The organism is Blautia sp. XA-2221, assembly GCF_028767025.1.
Lineage (GTDB): Bacteria > Bacillota > Clostridia > Lachnospirales > Lachnospiraceae > Blautia_A.
This window is the reverse complement of sequence record NZ_JAJQXX010000001.1, coordinates 218,250-234,958: the sequence shown is the minus strand read 5'-3', so window position 1 is coordinate 234,958 and position 16,709 is coordinate 218,250. Positions and strand designations below refer to the sequence as shown.

Below are 16,709 nucleotides of genomic sequence, written 5' to 3'. Positions count from 1 at the left end.
ATCTATTTCCTTCTGAATCTTGCAATAAAAAATCCATCTGTTCCATGAACGCCCGGAAGCAGCTGCAGATATCCCAGAGCAGTTGTCTCAGATTTCAGTTCGTCCGGAATATACTCGTCAATGCTTTCCAGCTTAAAAGGATGATTGTTCATGAACCACATCATATTTTCTTCATTCTCTTCTTTTGCAATAGTACAGGTACTGAAAATAAGCACCCCTCTCGGCTTTACATATTCAGCGGCTTTGTCCAGAATATTTCGCTGCAGGATCACCAGCTCTTCCTGTTTCTGTGCAGTAGAACGATATTTGATCTCCGGCTTCTTTCCAATCACTCCGTACCCGGAACACGGCACATCTGCCAGTACAATATCTGCCTGACATTCTGAATCTACATCAAATACCGTCGCATCTTTTACCTTTGCCTGAACGTTGATCGCTCCGGCCCGATGTATGTTTTCTTCTATGAGATCCACCTTATACTGGCTCACATCCCGGGCATCCACTGTTCCAAAGCCTTCCATTTTATCTCCCACATGAAGGCTCTTGCCTCCCGGCGCCGCACAAAGGTCGATCACATAATCTCCCTTTGAAGGATTTGCAATTTCCGCAACGAACATGGAACTTACATCCTGAACCATGATCTTTCCCTGAATAAAAGCATCCAGCGCAAGAATGTGATTAAAATGGGAGATTTTTTTTGCATAGGGAAGATAGGGCACGTCCTCCACAGTCACTCCCTGAGAACGGAGGCTCTCACAGGTTTCCTCCACGGAGTTCAAATATGTACGGCAACGTACAGTCAGTGATTTTTCCTTAAGAAAATCCGCCAGCATTTTTTCTGTGGTTTCCTCACCGTACTCATTCAGCCACCGGAGCACCAGATGCTCCGGCATAGAATAGCGTACAGAAAGATGTCTTACCAGATTCTTTTCTCTGGAAGGATACTCAAGTTCATTCATCTGTCTTGCAACTGTACGGAGAACTCCGTTCACAAAAGACTTCAGATTGTAAAAGCCTTTTTTCTGTGCAAGCTTTACTGCCTCGTTGCACACTGCGCTGTCCGGCACCCTGTCCATAAATTTCAGCTGATATACAGCGCTTCTCAGGATTTCGCGGATAGGCGGTTTCATCTTATCTACGGTTATTTTTGAAAAAGAATTAATAATATAGTCAATATAAATCCTGTATTCCAGTGTTCCCTCGCATACCCTCGTTATAAAAGCACGTTCCTGCTTGGGAAGGAACTGATATTTTGACAGTGCATTGCGGATGGCAATGTGGCTGTGTTCTCCCTCCTCATTGATCTGAAGAAGGATCTCCAGGATCATTTCTCTTGTGTTGATGCCGTTAGTCATCGTTTCTACGTCCTCCTGCAAGAATAATCAGTCTGAAAAGCTGAAGAATGGATGATGCCAGAGCCGCCACATAGGTAAGAGCTGCTGCTGTAAGAACCTTTCTCGCTCCTGCATTTTCCTCTCTTCCAAGAATCCCTGTGGTTTCCAGCATACGAAGAGCCCGTGAAGAAGCATTGATCTCCACCGGAAGAGTTACAAGCTGAAACAGAACTGCCAGCGAAAACATCACGATTCCCGCTGTGATAAGAGGACGAAAACTCATAATAAGTCCCAGGAAAAACAACGGCCAGGACAATGTGCTTCCAAAGTTTGCAAGAGGAACAATAGCGCTTCGGATTTCCAGCGGCGCATAGTGGATGGCATGCTGGATGGCGTGTCCGCATTCATGTGCAGCCACTCCCACTGCTGCCAGAGATGACTGTCCAAAGATATCCTGAGAAAGATTTACTGTTTTTGTTCTGGGATCATAATGGTCTGTAAGACTTCCTGACACAGCGCGTACCTGTACATCTGTAATTCCTGCCGCCTGCAGGATTCTTCTTGCAGCCTGTTCTCCGGTGAGTCCGGAAGCGTTTCTGACGCTTCTGTACTTTGCAAAGGTACTTTTTAACTTTGCGGAGGCTGCTACAGAAAGAAGCATTCCTATTACAAGAAGTATATATGTTCTGTCATAATAAAAACCATATCCGTACATGTCTTATCACTCCTTATGATCTTTCAGCACTGTTCCCGGCTGCACCTGATATCCTCTGAGGAAAGATGCCGCGTCCATACGTTTCTTTCCTTCCAGCTGAACCTCTGTGAGAACAAGAATATCTTTTCCGCAGGCAACATGGATCCCATCTTTACCCGTATCTGCAGCAATCACGGTTCCCGGTTCTGCTGCCGACTTTCCGTCCCCGTTCAGCACAGATACCACAGAAGCCTCCCAGATTTTAAAGGTCTTGCCATTCAGAAAGGTATAAGCGCTTGGCCATGGGTTCATCCCCCTGACAAGGCGTTCAAGCTCCTGAGCGCTTTTGCTGAAATCCATAAGACCCATCTGCTTGGTGATCATGGACGCATATGGCGTAGGACTTTCCTCAGGCTGTTTCTCCCTCACCGCTGTTCTGTCAAAAATAGACGGAAGGGTTTTTACCAGAAGATCTGCTCCCAGGTCAGCCAGTTTATCAAAAAGGCTGCCTCCTGTTTCCTTTTCATCCAGAGGAACAGCAGCCTGAGATATCATATCTCCGGTATCCAGTCCTGTTCCCATCTGCATGATAGTTACACCTGATTCCTTTTCCCCGTCAATGACCGCCTGCTGAATAGGAGCGGCGCCTCTGTACTTTGGAAGAAGAGAAGCATGGATATTAATGCAGCCAAGTTCCGGAAGCTCCAGGATGTCCCGGGGAATGATCTGGCCAAAAGCTGCCACAACAATAATATCCGGGTTCAGCTCTTTTAAGATCTCCATAAATTCCGGATCTCTGACCTTTTGCGGCTGATATACCGGAATTCCGTGTTTCAGAGCTTCCTCCTTTACCGGAGTGGGAAGAAGCGTTTTTCCTCTGCCTTTTGGCTTATCCGGCTGCGTTACGACTGCTGTAACTTCATATCCGTTTTTTACAAGAGCTGTAAGAGGCGGCACTGCAAAATCCGGAGTTCCCATATACACAATTTTCATATTTTACACCTCGTCATCATAAACTGTTCTGTGAAGTTCTCCTTCCACAAGTTCTGTATACATTTTTCCATCCAGGTGGTCGATCTCATGGCAGAACGCTCTTGCAAGAAGCTCGGTTCCCTCATAGATCACCTCTTCCATGTTTTCATCAAGAGCTTTTACCTTTACATAATTCGGACGTGTAACCTGTCCTGCCATTCCCGGCACACTGAGACATCCTTCGTCGCCAGTCTGCTCTCCGGATGTTTCTATGATCTCCGGGTTAATAAGAACAATCGGACCATCTCCCACATCAATGGTAACTACACGTTTCAGAATACCCACCTGAGGCGCGGCAAGTCCCACACCCATTTCCTCATACATAGTATCCAGCATATCAAAAATCAGAGTGCGGAGCTTGGGTGTCATTTCTGTTACAGGTCTGCTTACCTTTGTTAATACCGGATCCCCTTCAGTTCTTATTTTTCTAAGTGCCATAATTCATTCTCCCTTCTATGTGATTCTCCTGTGTACTTTTTCAGATCATCATTCCTGCCCGGAGTATCTTCCGGCAGCTTCCTGTATTACCGGGATCCTGCCATAAGATTTCTCTTTGTGCATCAGATGTAATCATACTGTATATATAATTTCCGGAAACCGGAATTGATCTCAATATATTTTTCAAATTTATTTTTTATGTCCAGAAGGACTTTTTCCTCGCTGTGCTTCAGGTACAGAACTTTTCTGTACACATCATTTACCTTTCCTACAGAAGCCCAGGCCGGTCCTATAATATGAAGTTCTTTACCGGGGCTGACCCGCTCTGCAAACTTTCTCAAAAAGTCCATCCCCTTTTCCAGAAGTTCTTCATCCTCCCCGGAGCCGAGAACAGAAAGCATATGCGCTGCCGGAGGATAATCCAGAAGAGTTCGGTAACTCATTTCCTCCTCATAAAACTTTTCATAATCCTGCTCTGCCGCAGCCTGGATACTGTAATGATCCGGATGGTAGGTCTGTATCACAGCCTCCCCCGGCTTTTTTCCTCTCCCGGATCTTCCCACTGCCTGAGTGAGAAGCTGAAAAGTTCTTTCCGCGCACTGATAATCAGAAGCATTCAGGGAAAGATCTGCCGCTATGGCGCCTACCAGTGTCACGTCCGGAAAATCATGTCCCTTAACGATCATCTGAGTGCCTACCAGAATATCTGCCTCATGGTCTGCAAAGGAAGAAAGGATCTGTTCATAGCTTCCTTTTGTTCTGGTCGTATCGTAATCCATCCGCAAAATGCCTGCCTTCGGAAAGCATTTATGAAGAACATTCTCTATCTGCTGTGTTCCCGCCTTAAAACCGCCAATATACGGCGAACCGCAGGAGGGACACACCGGTACTTTCGGTCTCTGGTAACCGCAGTAGTGACAGATCATTTTCCCATTATTATGCTCGGCAAGAGCCACATCACAGTGAGGGCATTTCAGAACCTCTCCGCAGGAGCGGCAGGATACAAATCCTGCATAACCGCGCCTGTTTAAAAACAACATAGTCTGTTCTCCTGCCTCAATCCTCTGCTCAATGGCAGATTTTAACTTTCTGCTTAAAATCGACCGGTTCCCTGCTTTTAATTCTTCCCTCAAATCCACAATTGATACTTCAGGCAAAGGACGTTTTTCATATCGGTCCGTCATTTTTACCAGAGCATACTCTCCGGAAACAGCCTTTGTATAGGCTTCAAGAGAAGGAGTCGCAGAGCCTAATACAACCCTTGCCCCTTCCATGGCCGCTCTCTGAACTGCGGTTTCTCTGGCATGATATCTGGGACTGCTCTCACTTTTATAAGTCTGCTCATGTTCCTCGTCAATGATAATAAGCCCCAGATTGGAAAACGGGGTAAAAAGAGCCGAGCGGGGACCTACCATAATCTGTATTTCCCCGCGTCTGGCTCTTTTAAACTGATCATACCTCTCTCCGGGTGAAAGCCTGGAATTCAGTACAGAAACTTTATCTCCAAACCATCCGTAAAATCTTCTCACCGTCTGATAAGTAAGGGCGATCTCCGGAATCAGTACAATCACCTGTTTTCCTTTTTCCGCCACTTCCTGTATCAGCTTCATATATACCTGAGTTTTTCCGCTTCCGGTAATTCCATGGATCAGAACCGGACGTGGAGCAGGTCTGCCCCACTCATTTTTTATTTCCTCAAAGGCTCTCTGCTGTACCGGTGTCAGAACGGAAAGCTTTTCTCTTGGGATCACATCTCCGTCCACAGACATCCGGTATACTTCATCCTGCTCTATACGGATAATGCCTTCTTCTGTCAGAGGTTTCAGAACAGAGGCATTTATCTTAAGTCTTGCCGCAGCCTCCGTATAGTCCAGACTTCCCTCTTCCAACAGCGCCCTGACCAGTCTGGCCCTTGCCTTACACCTGCCGGATTCAAGCTTTTGGACAAGGGTTTCCGCCTCTTCCCTTTCCACATTCAGACAGATCATCCTTTTTTCCTTTGCCCGGATTTTTTCTCTTACGGGAAGTACGGTTTTCAGAGCCTGAGCCATGGTGGATCCATAACGTTCCCGCATCCAGGAAGCCAGAGAAACCAGTCTGGCTTCAGTTGTTTCCTGACTGCTGAGAAGATTCAGAACCGGCTTAAGTTTCTCCGGTGATATTTTAGGTTCCCGGGAAAGTCCGATCACATATCCCTTTCTCTCACAGTTGCCAAAAGGAACCGCCGCAACCATACCTACACGTATCTCTGATGCCAGCTCCTCAGGAACTATGTACTGAAAGCTTCTGTCCAGCTTTTCATGGGATATGTCTATAATAATATCTGCATAAATCATGCAATCTCTCTTTCTTGCTGTCAGACAGTTATTTTCTGTCCTCTTCCAGGATCTCCGCGATCAGAACACGCTCATCCATAGGATATTTTTTTCCTTTGATCTCCTGGTAATCTTCATGACCTTTTCCGGCCAGTACAATAATATCTCCCGGTTCTCCATGATGGATCGCGTAGGCGATCGCTTCCTTACGGTCGCAGATCTCCACATATTTTCCACTGGTTTTTGCAATTCCGGTCTTAATATCGTCTATGATCTCCTGAGGATCCTCAAATCTGGGGTTGTCTGAAGTAATGACTGTCAGATCCGCAAGCCGTCCGGATACCTCTCCCATCTCATAACGACGTGATTTCGCCCGGTTTCCTCCGCAGCCAAACAGGCACACAAGTCTGTGAGGCTGATATTCTCTGAGGGTTGTCAGAAGGCTTTCCAGAGCCATAGCGTTATGAGCATAGTCGATCATCAGAGTAAAATCCTCTGATACCTTTACCATTTCAATCCTGCCCTTTACCTTTGCAGCCTTCAGAGCGCGGATGATATTTTCTTCGGAAACCTTAAAATGTCGGCAGATCGCAATAGCCGTAAGGGAATTGTAAATGCTGAATTTTCCAGGAATATCAATCTCTACAGGGAAATCCATAAGCCCCTTCACATGATAGGAAATACCCAGACTGCCTTTTCCGCCGGTCATATGCGCATCCTCTGCCCTTAAATCTGCCTCCGGCGAAAATCCATAGGTTTCAAGCGCACAGGTGTGGTCCTGAATGATACTCTGGAAATGCTCATCATCTCTGTTCACAATTCCAACCCTGCACTGTTTCAGAAGCATTGATTTACAGGAAAGATAATGTTCAAAATCCCTGTGCTCATTTGGTCCGATATGGTCAGGCTCTATATTGGTAAAAATACCGTAATCAAACACAAAACCCTGGGTCCTGTGAAGCATCAGACCCTGAGAGGAAACCTCCATTACTACACAGTCGCAGCCTGCATCCACCATTTTGCGGAAATATTCCTGAACCACATAGGATTCCGGTGTGGTATTTGCCGCAGGAATCACCTGTTCTCCTATGATCGCCTCAATGGTTCCGATCAGTCCTACTTTATATCCTGCATTTTCCAGAATGGACTTTACCATATAAGTAGTAGTTGTCTTTCCCTTTGTTCCTGTGATCCCAATGGTTTTCAGCTGCTCTGCCGGATAACCGAAGTAAGCGGCGGAAATAAAAGCCATTGCATACCGGGTATCTTTAACAAGGATCACTGTCACATCCTCAGGCGCCTGCACATTTTCTTCCACTACAAGAACCTTCGCACCCTTTTCAATAACATCAGAAACAAATTTATGTCCATCCACAACTGCGCCGCGGATACAGATAAAAAGAGACTTTTCCTGTACCTTGCGGGAATCATAGACAACTGTACTTACTTCCTGCTCAACGCTTCCCTGACAGCAGGTGTATTCTAAACGTTCCAATAATGCTGATAGTTTCATTTTTCTTCCTCCAAGAAGCATACGGCATCATTCTGCCGTTGAATATACTCTTTTATAGAATAGCACACACAGGGGGTGTTTTCAACGTTTCCTTTCTTATCTTTCACAATAAACGGCTCAGAAAAAATGTAAAGGCAACTTCCTTTTTCCAGTTTCCGGAAACTTGTTCTCCATTAAAGCTTTATGAAAACTCACAAGTTACCGCCGGCGAAACAATCCATAACAACTCAGGGACACAGCCCCGAACGCACCCAGAAGAATCACACACCACAGTATCCCTCCTGTTTCATCTCCGGTTTTCGGTCTTGTGGAGGCAGGATAACTTTTTTCTGACGGTGGTTCCATCCCCTTGCTTTCTTCCTGTTCAGCCTGAACAAGCTTATGAATCTGCACTTCTGCTCTGGAGGTCACTGCTTTTTCACCTGTTTCTTTTGTTACTACCTCCACTTCATTAATCAGTTTACTGGTTTTTATTTCTTCCGGAATCACAATCTCCGCCTGAAGGCTGACTGCCTGTCCGGGCAGCAGCTGACTGACCAACGCCTTCGTCCCTGTACTGTCAAGGAGTACGCCTTCCTTTTCCAAAAACCTTACAGGAATATTCTCTGTCTGGAACTTTTCTGTAGTCAGCACGGAATGAAGGATCCGCTCTCCGGTATTCCTGATGCATATCTGAAAAAGCACCCTGTCGCCAGGCACCGCAGCTGTCCTGTCCGCTGTTTTTGTTACCTGAAAATCCGCTTTCAGCGCTTCAATTTCTGTATTTACAGTAACAGTACGACTGATTTCATCAGGCGTTGTTTCCGGAGCTTCCTCCGCTGAAAAATCACCAGGATCAGCTTCTTCCTTTACTGTGTTTTGAGGCTGTGCCCTGGCTGTCAGTTCAAAATTTACCGCCTCTGTCCTGTCTTCCGGAACAGAAATACAAATGAAAAAATTTCTTCTCTCTCCCGGCAGCAACATTCCGGTATTTTCCCAGGAAAGTTCCTCGCCCTGCTGATTTTCCAGAACTGCTTTCAGTGTACTGTCCAGCTGTTCACAAAAAAAGCTGAGATTTTCCAGAGGAAGCGTTCCTGTATTTTCAGCTGTTATTTCACAGACAAGCGTTTCGCCCGCTCTGGCTGTTTCCGGGTTTACCTCTGCTGTCAAAATAAAATCTGCTGTTTCCTCTTCCGGTTTTTCTGTATTTTCTCCTGCTTCCGGCTCTGCATCCGGATTTTCTGTGTCTTCTCCTGCTTCCGGTTCTGCATCCGGATTTTCTTCTGTGCCTGTACCCGGTTTTTCCTCAGGCTTCTCTTCCTCTTCCGGAATTGTGCTTTCCCCGTTTTCTGCTTCTCCGTCAAGATCTTCTGTTTCTGTTCCGAATTGCGTATCATTACCAGAATTTCCCCCGGTTGCTCCCTCATCTACGATTTCCTGACCAAACAGGTTCTCCTCTGGCTGTCCCATTCCATTCTGAACATTATTCCCGGTTTCATCTTCAGGCAGTTCCTCTTCTACGGTTTCCCGCCCCCTTTGTGTATGAGCTTCACGTTCCAGTTTCCACAGTCCCTCTGGGTTCTTTTCCCATTTCACTGACCTTTCTACAGGGTTTTCCTGTTCTGTAACTGGCAGCCGTGCAAAAATTTCCTGTTCTCCGGATGCCATTATAAATCCTGCCAGTAAAACCGCCAGACCAGCCTGTTTTATTTTGCGCCATATTCTTTTTTTCATAATATTCCCTCTTTCTGCTCTGCTGCAAAAATCGTCACTGTTCCTTCTTTCAATAATATTTCCGGTTCACTTTATTACCCGTAATCCGGCAGAACAGTGCTATATATGCAGCAATCATCAGCAAATGCTAAACTCCCTTTTCCTTTTACCTGTTAAAGATTTCCCCTGTCAATGGCATCTCCCCTTTCTGATCTTGTTCTCCGGTCTTTCATGTTTTTCATCTATGGAATTTTGCACCGAACGGTGCTTCTGAACTATAACAGCTTCTTAACTATCCCCGAAACAAGCTGTCTGCAATTAAGGATCCACAAGACTGTGGATTATGACAGATTTACTGTACCATGCTTTTTCAAAAGATACAATACAGCCTTTTAATTATAAATTTAATTTAATATTTCTTTAGATTTTTTCGTTTTCTTTTAGAAACAGTACACACTTTGCACACATTTCTCCGATATAATAGGTTTTGGATAGATGAATAACCACTCTCTATCTCCCCCCTCAAAAAGTTAAGGAAACCAGCCGTCTGCAAATGCAGGCGGCTTTTCCTTTTACAATCCTCTCTTGCATTTCAGGTCGTGTTCTTTTATAATAAAACATATTAATGAAAAAGAAATGAGGTATCCCTATGAGCGAAAAAACTGTAGTAGTTGCACTGGGACACAAAGCGCTGGGAACCACTCTGCCTGAGCAGAAAACCGCTACCAGAGCAACTGCAAAAGCCATCGCAGACCTGGTAGAGGATGGCGCAAATGTTGTGATCTCCCACAGCAATGGCCCCCAGGTAGGCATGATACACACTGCAATGAACGAATTCGGAAAAGCGCATCCGGATTACACCTTTGCCCCTATGTCCGTCTGCTCTGCCATGAGTCAGGGCTATATCGGATATGACCTGCAGAATGCGATCCGCGCAGAATTGCTTTCCCGAGGTATTTATAAACCGGTTGCCACTGTACTGACCCAGGTTGTGATCGATCCTTATGACGATGCTTTTGCAGAGCCGGAAAAAATCATCGGCCGCGTTCTGAACGCTCAGGAAGCAGAAGCCGAGGAAGAAAAAGGAAACTTTGTCACAGAAACCGCTGACGGTCAGTACCGCAGAATCCTTGCCGCACCCAAGCCCCAGAAAATTATCGAGCTGGAAACGATCCGCACTCTTGCCGAGGCAGGACAGATCGTAATTGCTGCCGGAGGCGGCGGTATTCCTGTTCTGGAACAGGGCGTTGACCTTCATGGCGCCAGCGCGATCATTGAAAAAGATTTTGCCAGCGGACTTCTCGCTGAAGAATTAAATGCAGACACTCTTCTTATTCTTACCAGCGTAGAAAAGGTAAGTTTGAACAGAGGTACCGATCACGAAGAACTTCTGGGCGAAATTTCTGCCGAAGATGCCCGTAAGTATATGGAGGCAGATCAGTTTGCAAAAGGCTCCATGCTTCCCAAAATCGAAGCAGGCATTTCCTTTATCGAAAAAGGTACAAACAGACGCGCCATCATTACAGACATGGCTCATGCCGAGGATGGCTATAAGGAAAAAACAGGAACAATCATTAAATAATGCATATGAGCGCAAGGCAGAACACCTGTTGGAGTTCTGCCTTTATTAAAAACAGAAACGGAGTACCCAAATGGATCTGAAAAACAGAACACTGTCAAATTTCGCAGAACTTGTAAAAACAGGGGAATGTAAAAAGTTCAAAGGAAGATTAAAGGTTGGCGTGGACCTTGGAACCGCAAACACCGTTCTGGCTGTGGTTGACACTTCCAACCGCCCCATTGCCGGAATTTCCGCTCCCTCCCATGCAATCCAGGATGGAGTGATCCTTAATTATTTTGAATCTGTACAGCTTGTGACAAAGCTGAAAGAAACTCTGGAGGAACGCCTTGGAACCGAACTTCTCTATGCAGCAGCTGCAATCCCTCCGGGCGTATCCGAGGGAAGCATCAAAAGCATTGGATATGTGCTGGAAGGCGCAGGCTTTGAGGTAACAAATATTGTGGACGAGCCTACTGCCGCTTCCGCTGTACTTAAAATCACAGACGGCGCAGTCGTAGACGTAGGCGGCGGTACAACAGGAATCAGTATCTTAAAAGACGGAAAAGTTATTTACACAGATGATGAGGCAACCGGCGGCAGTCATATGACAATGACTGTAGCAGGCCATTACCGCATCCCTTATGAAGAAGCTGAAGTTATGAAAACTCAGCCGGATAAAGAGGCTGAGATCTTCCCTGTCATCAAGGCTACTGTAGAAAAAATGGCTGTTATCACAGAAAAATTCCTGAAAGGCTACCAGGTTCCGGCTGTGTATGTAGTGGGCGGCTCCTCTATGTTCACCGAATTTACTTCTGTATTTGAAAAGCGGCTGCATCTGCCAGTTTACCGGCCTTTACATCCGCTTCTTGTCACGCCTCTGGGAATTGCATACTGTTGTCAGCTTCCGGAGCTTTCGCCCAAAAAAGAAGCGAAATAATAGCTTTCAATTCCGTAAAATCCTTTCATAAGCATAAAGATAAATAAAGATAAATGACAAAATCCCTTCCAGGAAGTAATTACTGCCTGAAAGGGATTTTTATTTAAAATTTATTTACATGGATTTTCTTTCCGCGATCTCCGCCATTTTTGCCTCGTTCAGTCGTGTATCTCCATGCACACGGCTGTAGGAAAGATAACCGTTCATACGGTCGATTTTTGTAAGGTTTTTGGAACCGCATACCGGACACACGTCCATTTCCAGTTCTTCGTGACCACAGTCGTCACAGTAAGCCAGAGAAAGATTAACGCCTTCATAGTATCCAAGCTCCATAGCTCTGCGGATCAGTGTGCGGATCGCTTCTTTATTATAACCGATAGGATAGCGCACATACTGGATTTTTCCGCCGTTGCACAGCTCCCAGAAACGACCTTCCAGATCCTGCTTCTCAATAGGGGTTACATCCTCTGTTACATGGCAGTGGAAGCTGTTGCTTACATATGGTCTGTCAGAAACACCCTCAATAATGCCGTACATTTTACGGAACTGCTCTACCTGAAGTCCACAAAGACTTTCTGCGGGAGTTCCATAAATGGCATACAGATATCCGTCCTCTTCTTTAAACTGATTTACTTTGTTATTAATATATTTCAGAACTTCCAGAGCAAACTGTCCGTCCTCACGGATGGATTTGCCATTATAAAGCTCCTGAAGCTCATTCAATGCAGTAATTCCAAAGGACGCTGTCATAGGCTTTAAGATCTTGCCGATCTTTTCGTGAGGTTTCAGATGTCCTCCGTAGAATCCGCCTTCACAGTAAGCCAGAGGGTTGGTGGAAGCGCGCATCTGGCCCAGATACTCATAAGTACGGATATGAAGATTTCGGATCATTTCCAGGTAAAAATCAAGAACCTCGTAAAAATCTCTGCTCTCTGCTCTGGCTTTTGCCAGGATCATAGGCAGATGAAGGCTTACAGCTCCTACATTGAAACGGCCTACAAATACCGGAACATCCTTTTCATCCGCCGGATACATACCGCCTCTTTCATACCAGGGACTTAAAAATGCACGGCATCCCATTGGGCTGATGACCTTTCCGTACTGCTTATACATACTGGAAATATAGCCTTTTCCTGACATGGAAAGCCAGTCCGGATACATTGTTTTTGCAGAACAGTCCACACCTGCTTCAAATACATCTTCACAGCACTGTCCCGGTCCATGAATATTTTCATCATAAAGAAATACGATTTTCGGGAAAAGAACCGGCTTTTTATGTCCTTCTTTACCCTGTCCGCCCTTGTGAACTTCCAGAAGAGAAATATTGCACATTTTTTCAAACTGACCTGTTCCAAGTCCCAGAGTCACTGTAACAAAAGGATAATCTCCTCTGGATGATCCTACTGTATTCAGCTTATATTCAATGCCCTGCCATCCCTGGTCAAAATCTCTGCGCACTTTATCCAGCGCATACTCAATGGCTTTTTCTTCTCTTCCTGTCCAGCTTTTGTCTGAGTACTGCAGAAATTCCTGAACGTATTTATCATAGCTCTTCTTTGCATAAGGAGCCAGGATCTTATCTACTTCCGGCACAGTAAATCCACCATACTGCTGGGCAGCTGTACTGAGAACAATATCTCCCATAACGTCAAAAGCCGTATCCAGTGTTTTCGGTTCATTGTACCATACATTTCCCATCTCAAATCCGCCACTCAGCACAGATGCCACATCAAAAAGACAGCAGTTCATGGTATCCAGTCTGGCAGACTGATCATGAATATAAATGTAACCGTCCTTACATGCCTGAAGCTCGTTGCGGTTCATAAAAAATTTACGATAAAGTTCCTTATTCAATTCGTTAAAGATCAGACTTCTCTTTGTTGCAACAAGAGCGCTGTCCGTATTCGCATTACTTTTATCTCCGATATAACGGATCGCCTGACTCTTTGTATATACATCATCCATCATGTGAATAAAATCCAGCTTGTAATTGCGGTAATCACGGTAGCTTTTTGCCACAGCCGGATTTACTCTTTCCAGAGCGCCTTCTACAATATTGTGCATTTCCTGGATCTGAATCTCATTTTTTCCCAGTGAATCCGCATGCTCCTGCGCAAAACGGCAGATAAAATCTTTTTCCTCCTGAGAGAATGTATAAAGAATTCTGGCTGCTGACTTATTTACTGCTGCCACAATCTTCTGCGGATTAAATTCTTCTTTTGTCCCGTCTTTCTTAATTACATAAATCATACCATTTTTCTCCTATTTAGGTTCGCAGGAAATCGCACCCTTGTTACCAGTACCCTCCCCGACGAATCCATTCCCCATATCTGGTGTTGCAAGAGAGAGTATAGCACAATATAATGTAAAAGAAAAGGGGGTATTTTATTTTTTTATTCCCCCTTTTCTTTCTGACTGTTATTGGCTATATTCCGGGCAATCCTGACAAATACCACCTGTCGCCCCGGTAAAGACAGCCTCTACACTGTTTTTCTCAGATAAACGCTGTCATAGGAATCTTCGTACTCGTCCAGATAAAGAAGGTCCCCCTCCTTCAGAGTAATCTCCACTTCTTTCCCTGTTTTCAGAAGATAAATTTCTTTTCCTCCTACGCCTTCCTGTACCAGTTTTACCTCTTCTTTGTTTGTATACACACGATAGCTTCCCAGCTCGATTTCTTTTCCTGCAAATGCCTGTCCATGACCTGCGCTTAATGCATATTCCATAAATCCACTTTCGTCATTTGTGGACAAAATAAGAAATGGATCATCTGAAACTTCTCTTGTACTTTCTCCTGCCAGTTCGGTTTTAACAGGAAGAGACTCTTCGTCTGTATCCGGTTCATATACATAACGCTCCATAATATCATTTCGGATCATATTACTCCGCCATGTGTCCCACAGTCCCTGGATTACCGGCAAAAATACAATCAGAAACGAAAGAACCAGGAAAATACCCTGATGTTTTTTCTTCTTTTTGGGTTCTGAAGACAGTGTATTCTTTTTTTCAGAAACAGAAGCGGTTGTTACCTTCGCAGTTTTTTTCTGCTTCTTAGTTCTGTCAACAGGCTGGTTCCCGGTATTGCTTCTGACCGTCCTGTTCTGTGGCTGAGACTGCTGCGCCTTTTTTACCGGTTCTGACACATCCGTCTTTTTCCCAGGTTCCTCTCCGGCCTTTTCCGATGTATACCTGTCATGAGTTCTTCTGTTTTCGTTTACATGATACAGTATTTCGTCATTTTTGTATGGCATTCCACAGTTTTTGCATCTGCCTCCCACAACAGGGCCGTCGCACAGCTGACACCGCATATCCCGCCTCCTCTTCTCTGCCTCTGTAACAGTTTTCTTTCTATTCTTTTTCCATTCATCCTGCAAAATTTCTGAATTCATTGTACCGAAGTTTCTCCGATCCCGCAAGGTAAAAAATCACCTTCCATAAGGGTACTTACGAAAGCAAGTAAAAATTGCAATACACCTGTTTTCCTGCTATAATATGGCTTATTAAAAGAGCACGGCTCGAACGAGGAGGAATTATTATGGAACAATTTAAAATTCCCACCGGATATCACTCTGATCTGAATCTTCACGATACCCAGGTGGCAATCAAAACCGTCAAAGATTTTTTTCAGCAGACACTTGCTCAGAAGCTGAATCTCCTGCGCGTATCTGCTCCGGTATTTGTATCTCCGTCTTCCGGACTGAATGATAATCTGAACGGTGTGGAACGCCCGGTCAGTTTCGATATCAAAGGCATGAATGAAAATGCGGAAATCGTTCACTCTCTTGCAAAATGGAAACGCTATGCTCTTAAAAAATACGGTTTTTCTCACGGAGAAGGGCTTTACACTGATATGATCGCCATCCGCAGAGACGAAGATGTGGACAATATCCATTCCGTTTATGTGGATCAGTGGGACTGGGAAAAAGTCATTTCCAAGGAAGAGCGTACTATGGAAACTCTTATTAATACTGTACGCTCCATTTACAGTGTTCTGCGCAAAACAGAAAAATACATGGCAGTACAGTATGATTACATTGAAGAGATCCTTCCTAAAGAAATCGCCTTTGTATCCACTCAGGAGCTTGTGGATATGTACCCTGACTGTACTCCCAAGGAACGTGAATATAAGATTGTAAAGGAAAAAGGCGCTGTATTTCTCATGCAGGTAGGAAAAACTCTTACTGACGGCCAGCGCCATGACGGACGTGCTCCGGACTATGACGACTGGGAACTGAACGGAGATATCCTTGTTTACTATCCGGTCCTCGATATTGCCCTTGAGCTTTCCTCCATGGGTATCCGCGTAGACGAGGAGGCTCTGGATATCCAGCTTACAGAGGCCGGCTGCAATGACCGCCGGGATCTGCCTTTCCAGAAAGCGGTTCTTAACAAAGAACTTCCTTACTCCATTGGCGGCGGAATCGGACAGTCCCGTATCTGTATGTTTTTCCTGAGAAAAGCTCACATCGGCGAGGTACACGCTTCTCTCTGGCCTGAGGAAGTTCTTGCAGAGGCAAGGGAAAACGGAGTAAATCTGCTGTAAAAAATATATCTGCCTGATTCTTTCATAGTAGTTTTCACCAAAATTTAATATTTCATTTATTGACAGCAGAGTACCTTCATACTATCATATCAGTAGAATTGGCAACAAAAGAGTGACAGTTTTTATAAACTGTCCTCACACTGAAATGAAAGACAGAGGTACACAACGTGAATATTTTATTTTTTCTGACACCCAAAAGTGAAGTAGCTTATATATTTGAAAACGAGACATTGCGCCAGACTGTGGAGAAAATGGAACACCGGAAGTTTTCCTGTATCCCTCTTCTCAGTATGGACGGGCGTTACATAGGGACCATTTCCGAAGGAGATCTTCTGTGGGGTCTGAAGCGGCTTAACACTATGGATGTAAAGGAAATGGAGGATATTTCCATTATGGCTGTTCCCAGAAGAGCCACCTACAAACCGGTTCACGCCAATGCAGATATGGAAGATCTTCTGGACCGGGCTATTAACCAGAATTACGTTCCGGTTATTGACGATCAGGGCTTTTTTATCGGAATCATCACCCGTAAGGAAATCATCAAATATTGTTATAAGGAACTGAAAGCAGCCTATGCTGACCGCCAGCCTGACAATTCCCCAGAAAAAAGTAATTAAAACAGCCTCCGGCATTTGCCGGAGGCTTTCACT

The 16,709-nt window shown here is 45.0% G+C and carries 13 protein-coding genes; 4 read left to right on the top strand and 9 right to left on the bottom strand.

What is annotated here, in order from left to right:
- Nucleotides 1-2: 2 nt before the first annotated feature.
- From rsmB to LU279_RS01070, 7 genes are all read right to left on the bottom strand, one after another.
- A complete protein-coding gene (gene rsmB / locus LU279_RS01100; protein WP_274420170.1) occupies nt 3-1,355 on the bottom strand; it encodes a 16S rRNA (cytosine(967)-C(5))-methyltransferase RsmB in 1,353 nt (450 codons plus the stop codon).
- Nucleotides 1,348-2,049 carry a zinc metallopeptidase gene (locus LU279_RS01095; protein WP_274420168.1) on the bottom strand — a complete coding sequence of 234 codons (702 nt, stop codon included), beginning with the start codon at nt 2,047-2,049 and terminating at the stop codon, nt 1,348-1,350. Before LU279_RS01095 ends, rsmB begins: the two co-directional genes overlap by 8 nt.
- A 6-nt stretch (nt 2,050-2,055) precedes the next feature.
- Entirely contained in the window at nt 2,056-3,021 is a 966-nt protein-coding gene (gene fmt / locus LU279_RS01090; RefSeq protein ID WP_274420166.1) for a methionyl-tRNA formyltransferase, read from the bottom strand.
- 3 nt (nt 3,022-3,024) lie between these two features.
- Entirely contained in the window at nt 3,025-3,498 is a 474-nt protein-coding gene (gene def / locus LU279_RS01085) for a peptide deformylase (RefSeq protein WP_274420164.1), read from the bottom strand.
- Nucleotides 3,499-3,620: 122 nt separating this feature from the next.
- Nucleotides 3,621-5,834 carry a replication restart helicase PriA gene (gene priA, locus LU279_RS01080; protein ID WP_274420162.1) on the bottom strand — a complete coding sequence of 738 codons (2,214 nt, stop codon included), beginning with the start codon at nt 5,832-5,834 and terminating at the stop codon, nt 3,621-3,623.
- A gap of 28 nt (nt 5,835-5,862) precedes the next feature.
- Nucleotides 5,863-7,326 (bottom strand): UDP-N-acetylmuramoyl-L-alanyl-D-glutamate--2,6-diaminopimelate ligase, encoded by a 1,464-nt coding sequence (locus LU279_RS01075; protein ID WP_274420161.1) that lies wholly within the window; start codon nt 7,324-7,326, stop codon nt 5,863-5,865.
- Between the two features lie 198 nt (nt 7,327-7,524).
- Nucleotides 7,525-9,039: a hypothetical protein gene (locus LU279_RS01070; RefSeq protein ID WP_274420159.1), complete on the bottom strand. Its 1,515-nt coding sequence runs from the start codon at nt 9,037-9,039 to the stop codon at nt 7,525-7,527.
- 628 nt (nt 9,040-9,667) lie between these two features.
- Here LU279_RS01070 and arcC point away from each other — a divergent pair.
- Entirely contained in the window at nt 9,668-10,600 is a 933-nt protein-coding gene (arcC, locus tag LU279_RS01065) for a carbamate kinase (protein ID WP_274420157.1), read from the top strand.
- A 70-nt stretch (nt 10,601-10,670) separates the two neighbouring features.
- Entirely contained in the window at nt 10,671-11,516 is an 846-nt protein-coding gene (eutJ, locus tag LU279_RS01060) for an ethanolamine utilization protein EutJ (RefSeq protein WP_274420156.1), read from the top strand.
- A 114-nt stretch (nt 11,517-11,630) separates the two neighbouring features.
- On the opposite strand, the gene nrdD is transcribed toward eutJ, so the two are convergent.
- Together nrdD and LU279_RS01050 are read right to left on the bottom strand one after the other, a co-directional pair.
- The gene (gene nrdD, locus LU279_RS01055) at nt 11,631-13,766 is read right to left on the bottom strand and encodes an anaerobic ribonucleoside-triphosphate reductase (RefSeq protein ID WP_274420154.1); all 2,136 of its coding nucleotides are present in this window, start codon (nt 13,764-13,766) and stop codon (nt 11,631-11,633) included.
- A gap of 230 nt (nt 13,767-13,996) precedes the next feature.
- Nucleotides 13,997-14,824 (bottom strand): hypothetical protein, encoded by an 828-nt coding sequence (locus LU279_RS01050; protein ID WP_274420153.1) that lies wholly within the window; start codon nt 14,822-14,824, stop codon nt 13,997-13,999.
- Nucleotides 14,825-15,051: 227 nt separating this feature from the next.
- On the opposite strand from LU279_RS01050, the gene asnA reads away from it, so the two are divergent.
- Entirely contained in the window at nt 15,052-16,059 is a 1,008-nt protein-coding gene (gene asnA, locus LU279_RS01045; RefSeq protein ID WP_274420152.1) for an aspartate--ammonia ligase, read from the top strand.
- Between the two features lie 167 nt (nt 16,060-16,226).
- Nucleotides 16,227-16,676: a CBS domain-containing protein gene (locus tag LU279_RS01040; RefSeq protein WP_274420150.1), complete on the top strand. Its 450-nt coding sequence runs from the start codon at nt 16,227-16,229 to the stop codon at nt 16,674-16,676.
- Nucleotides 16,677-16,709: the final 33 nt, after the last annotated feature.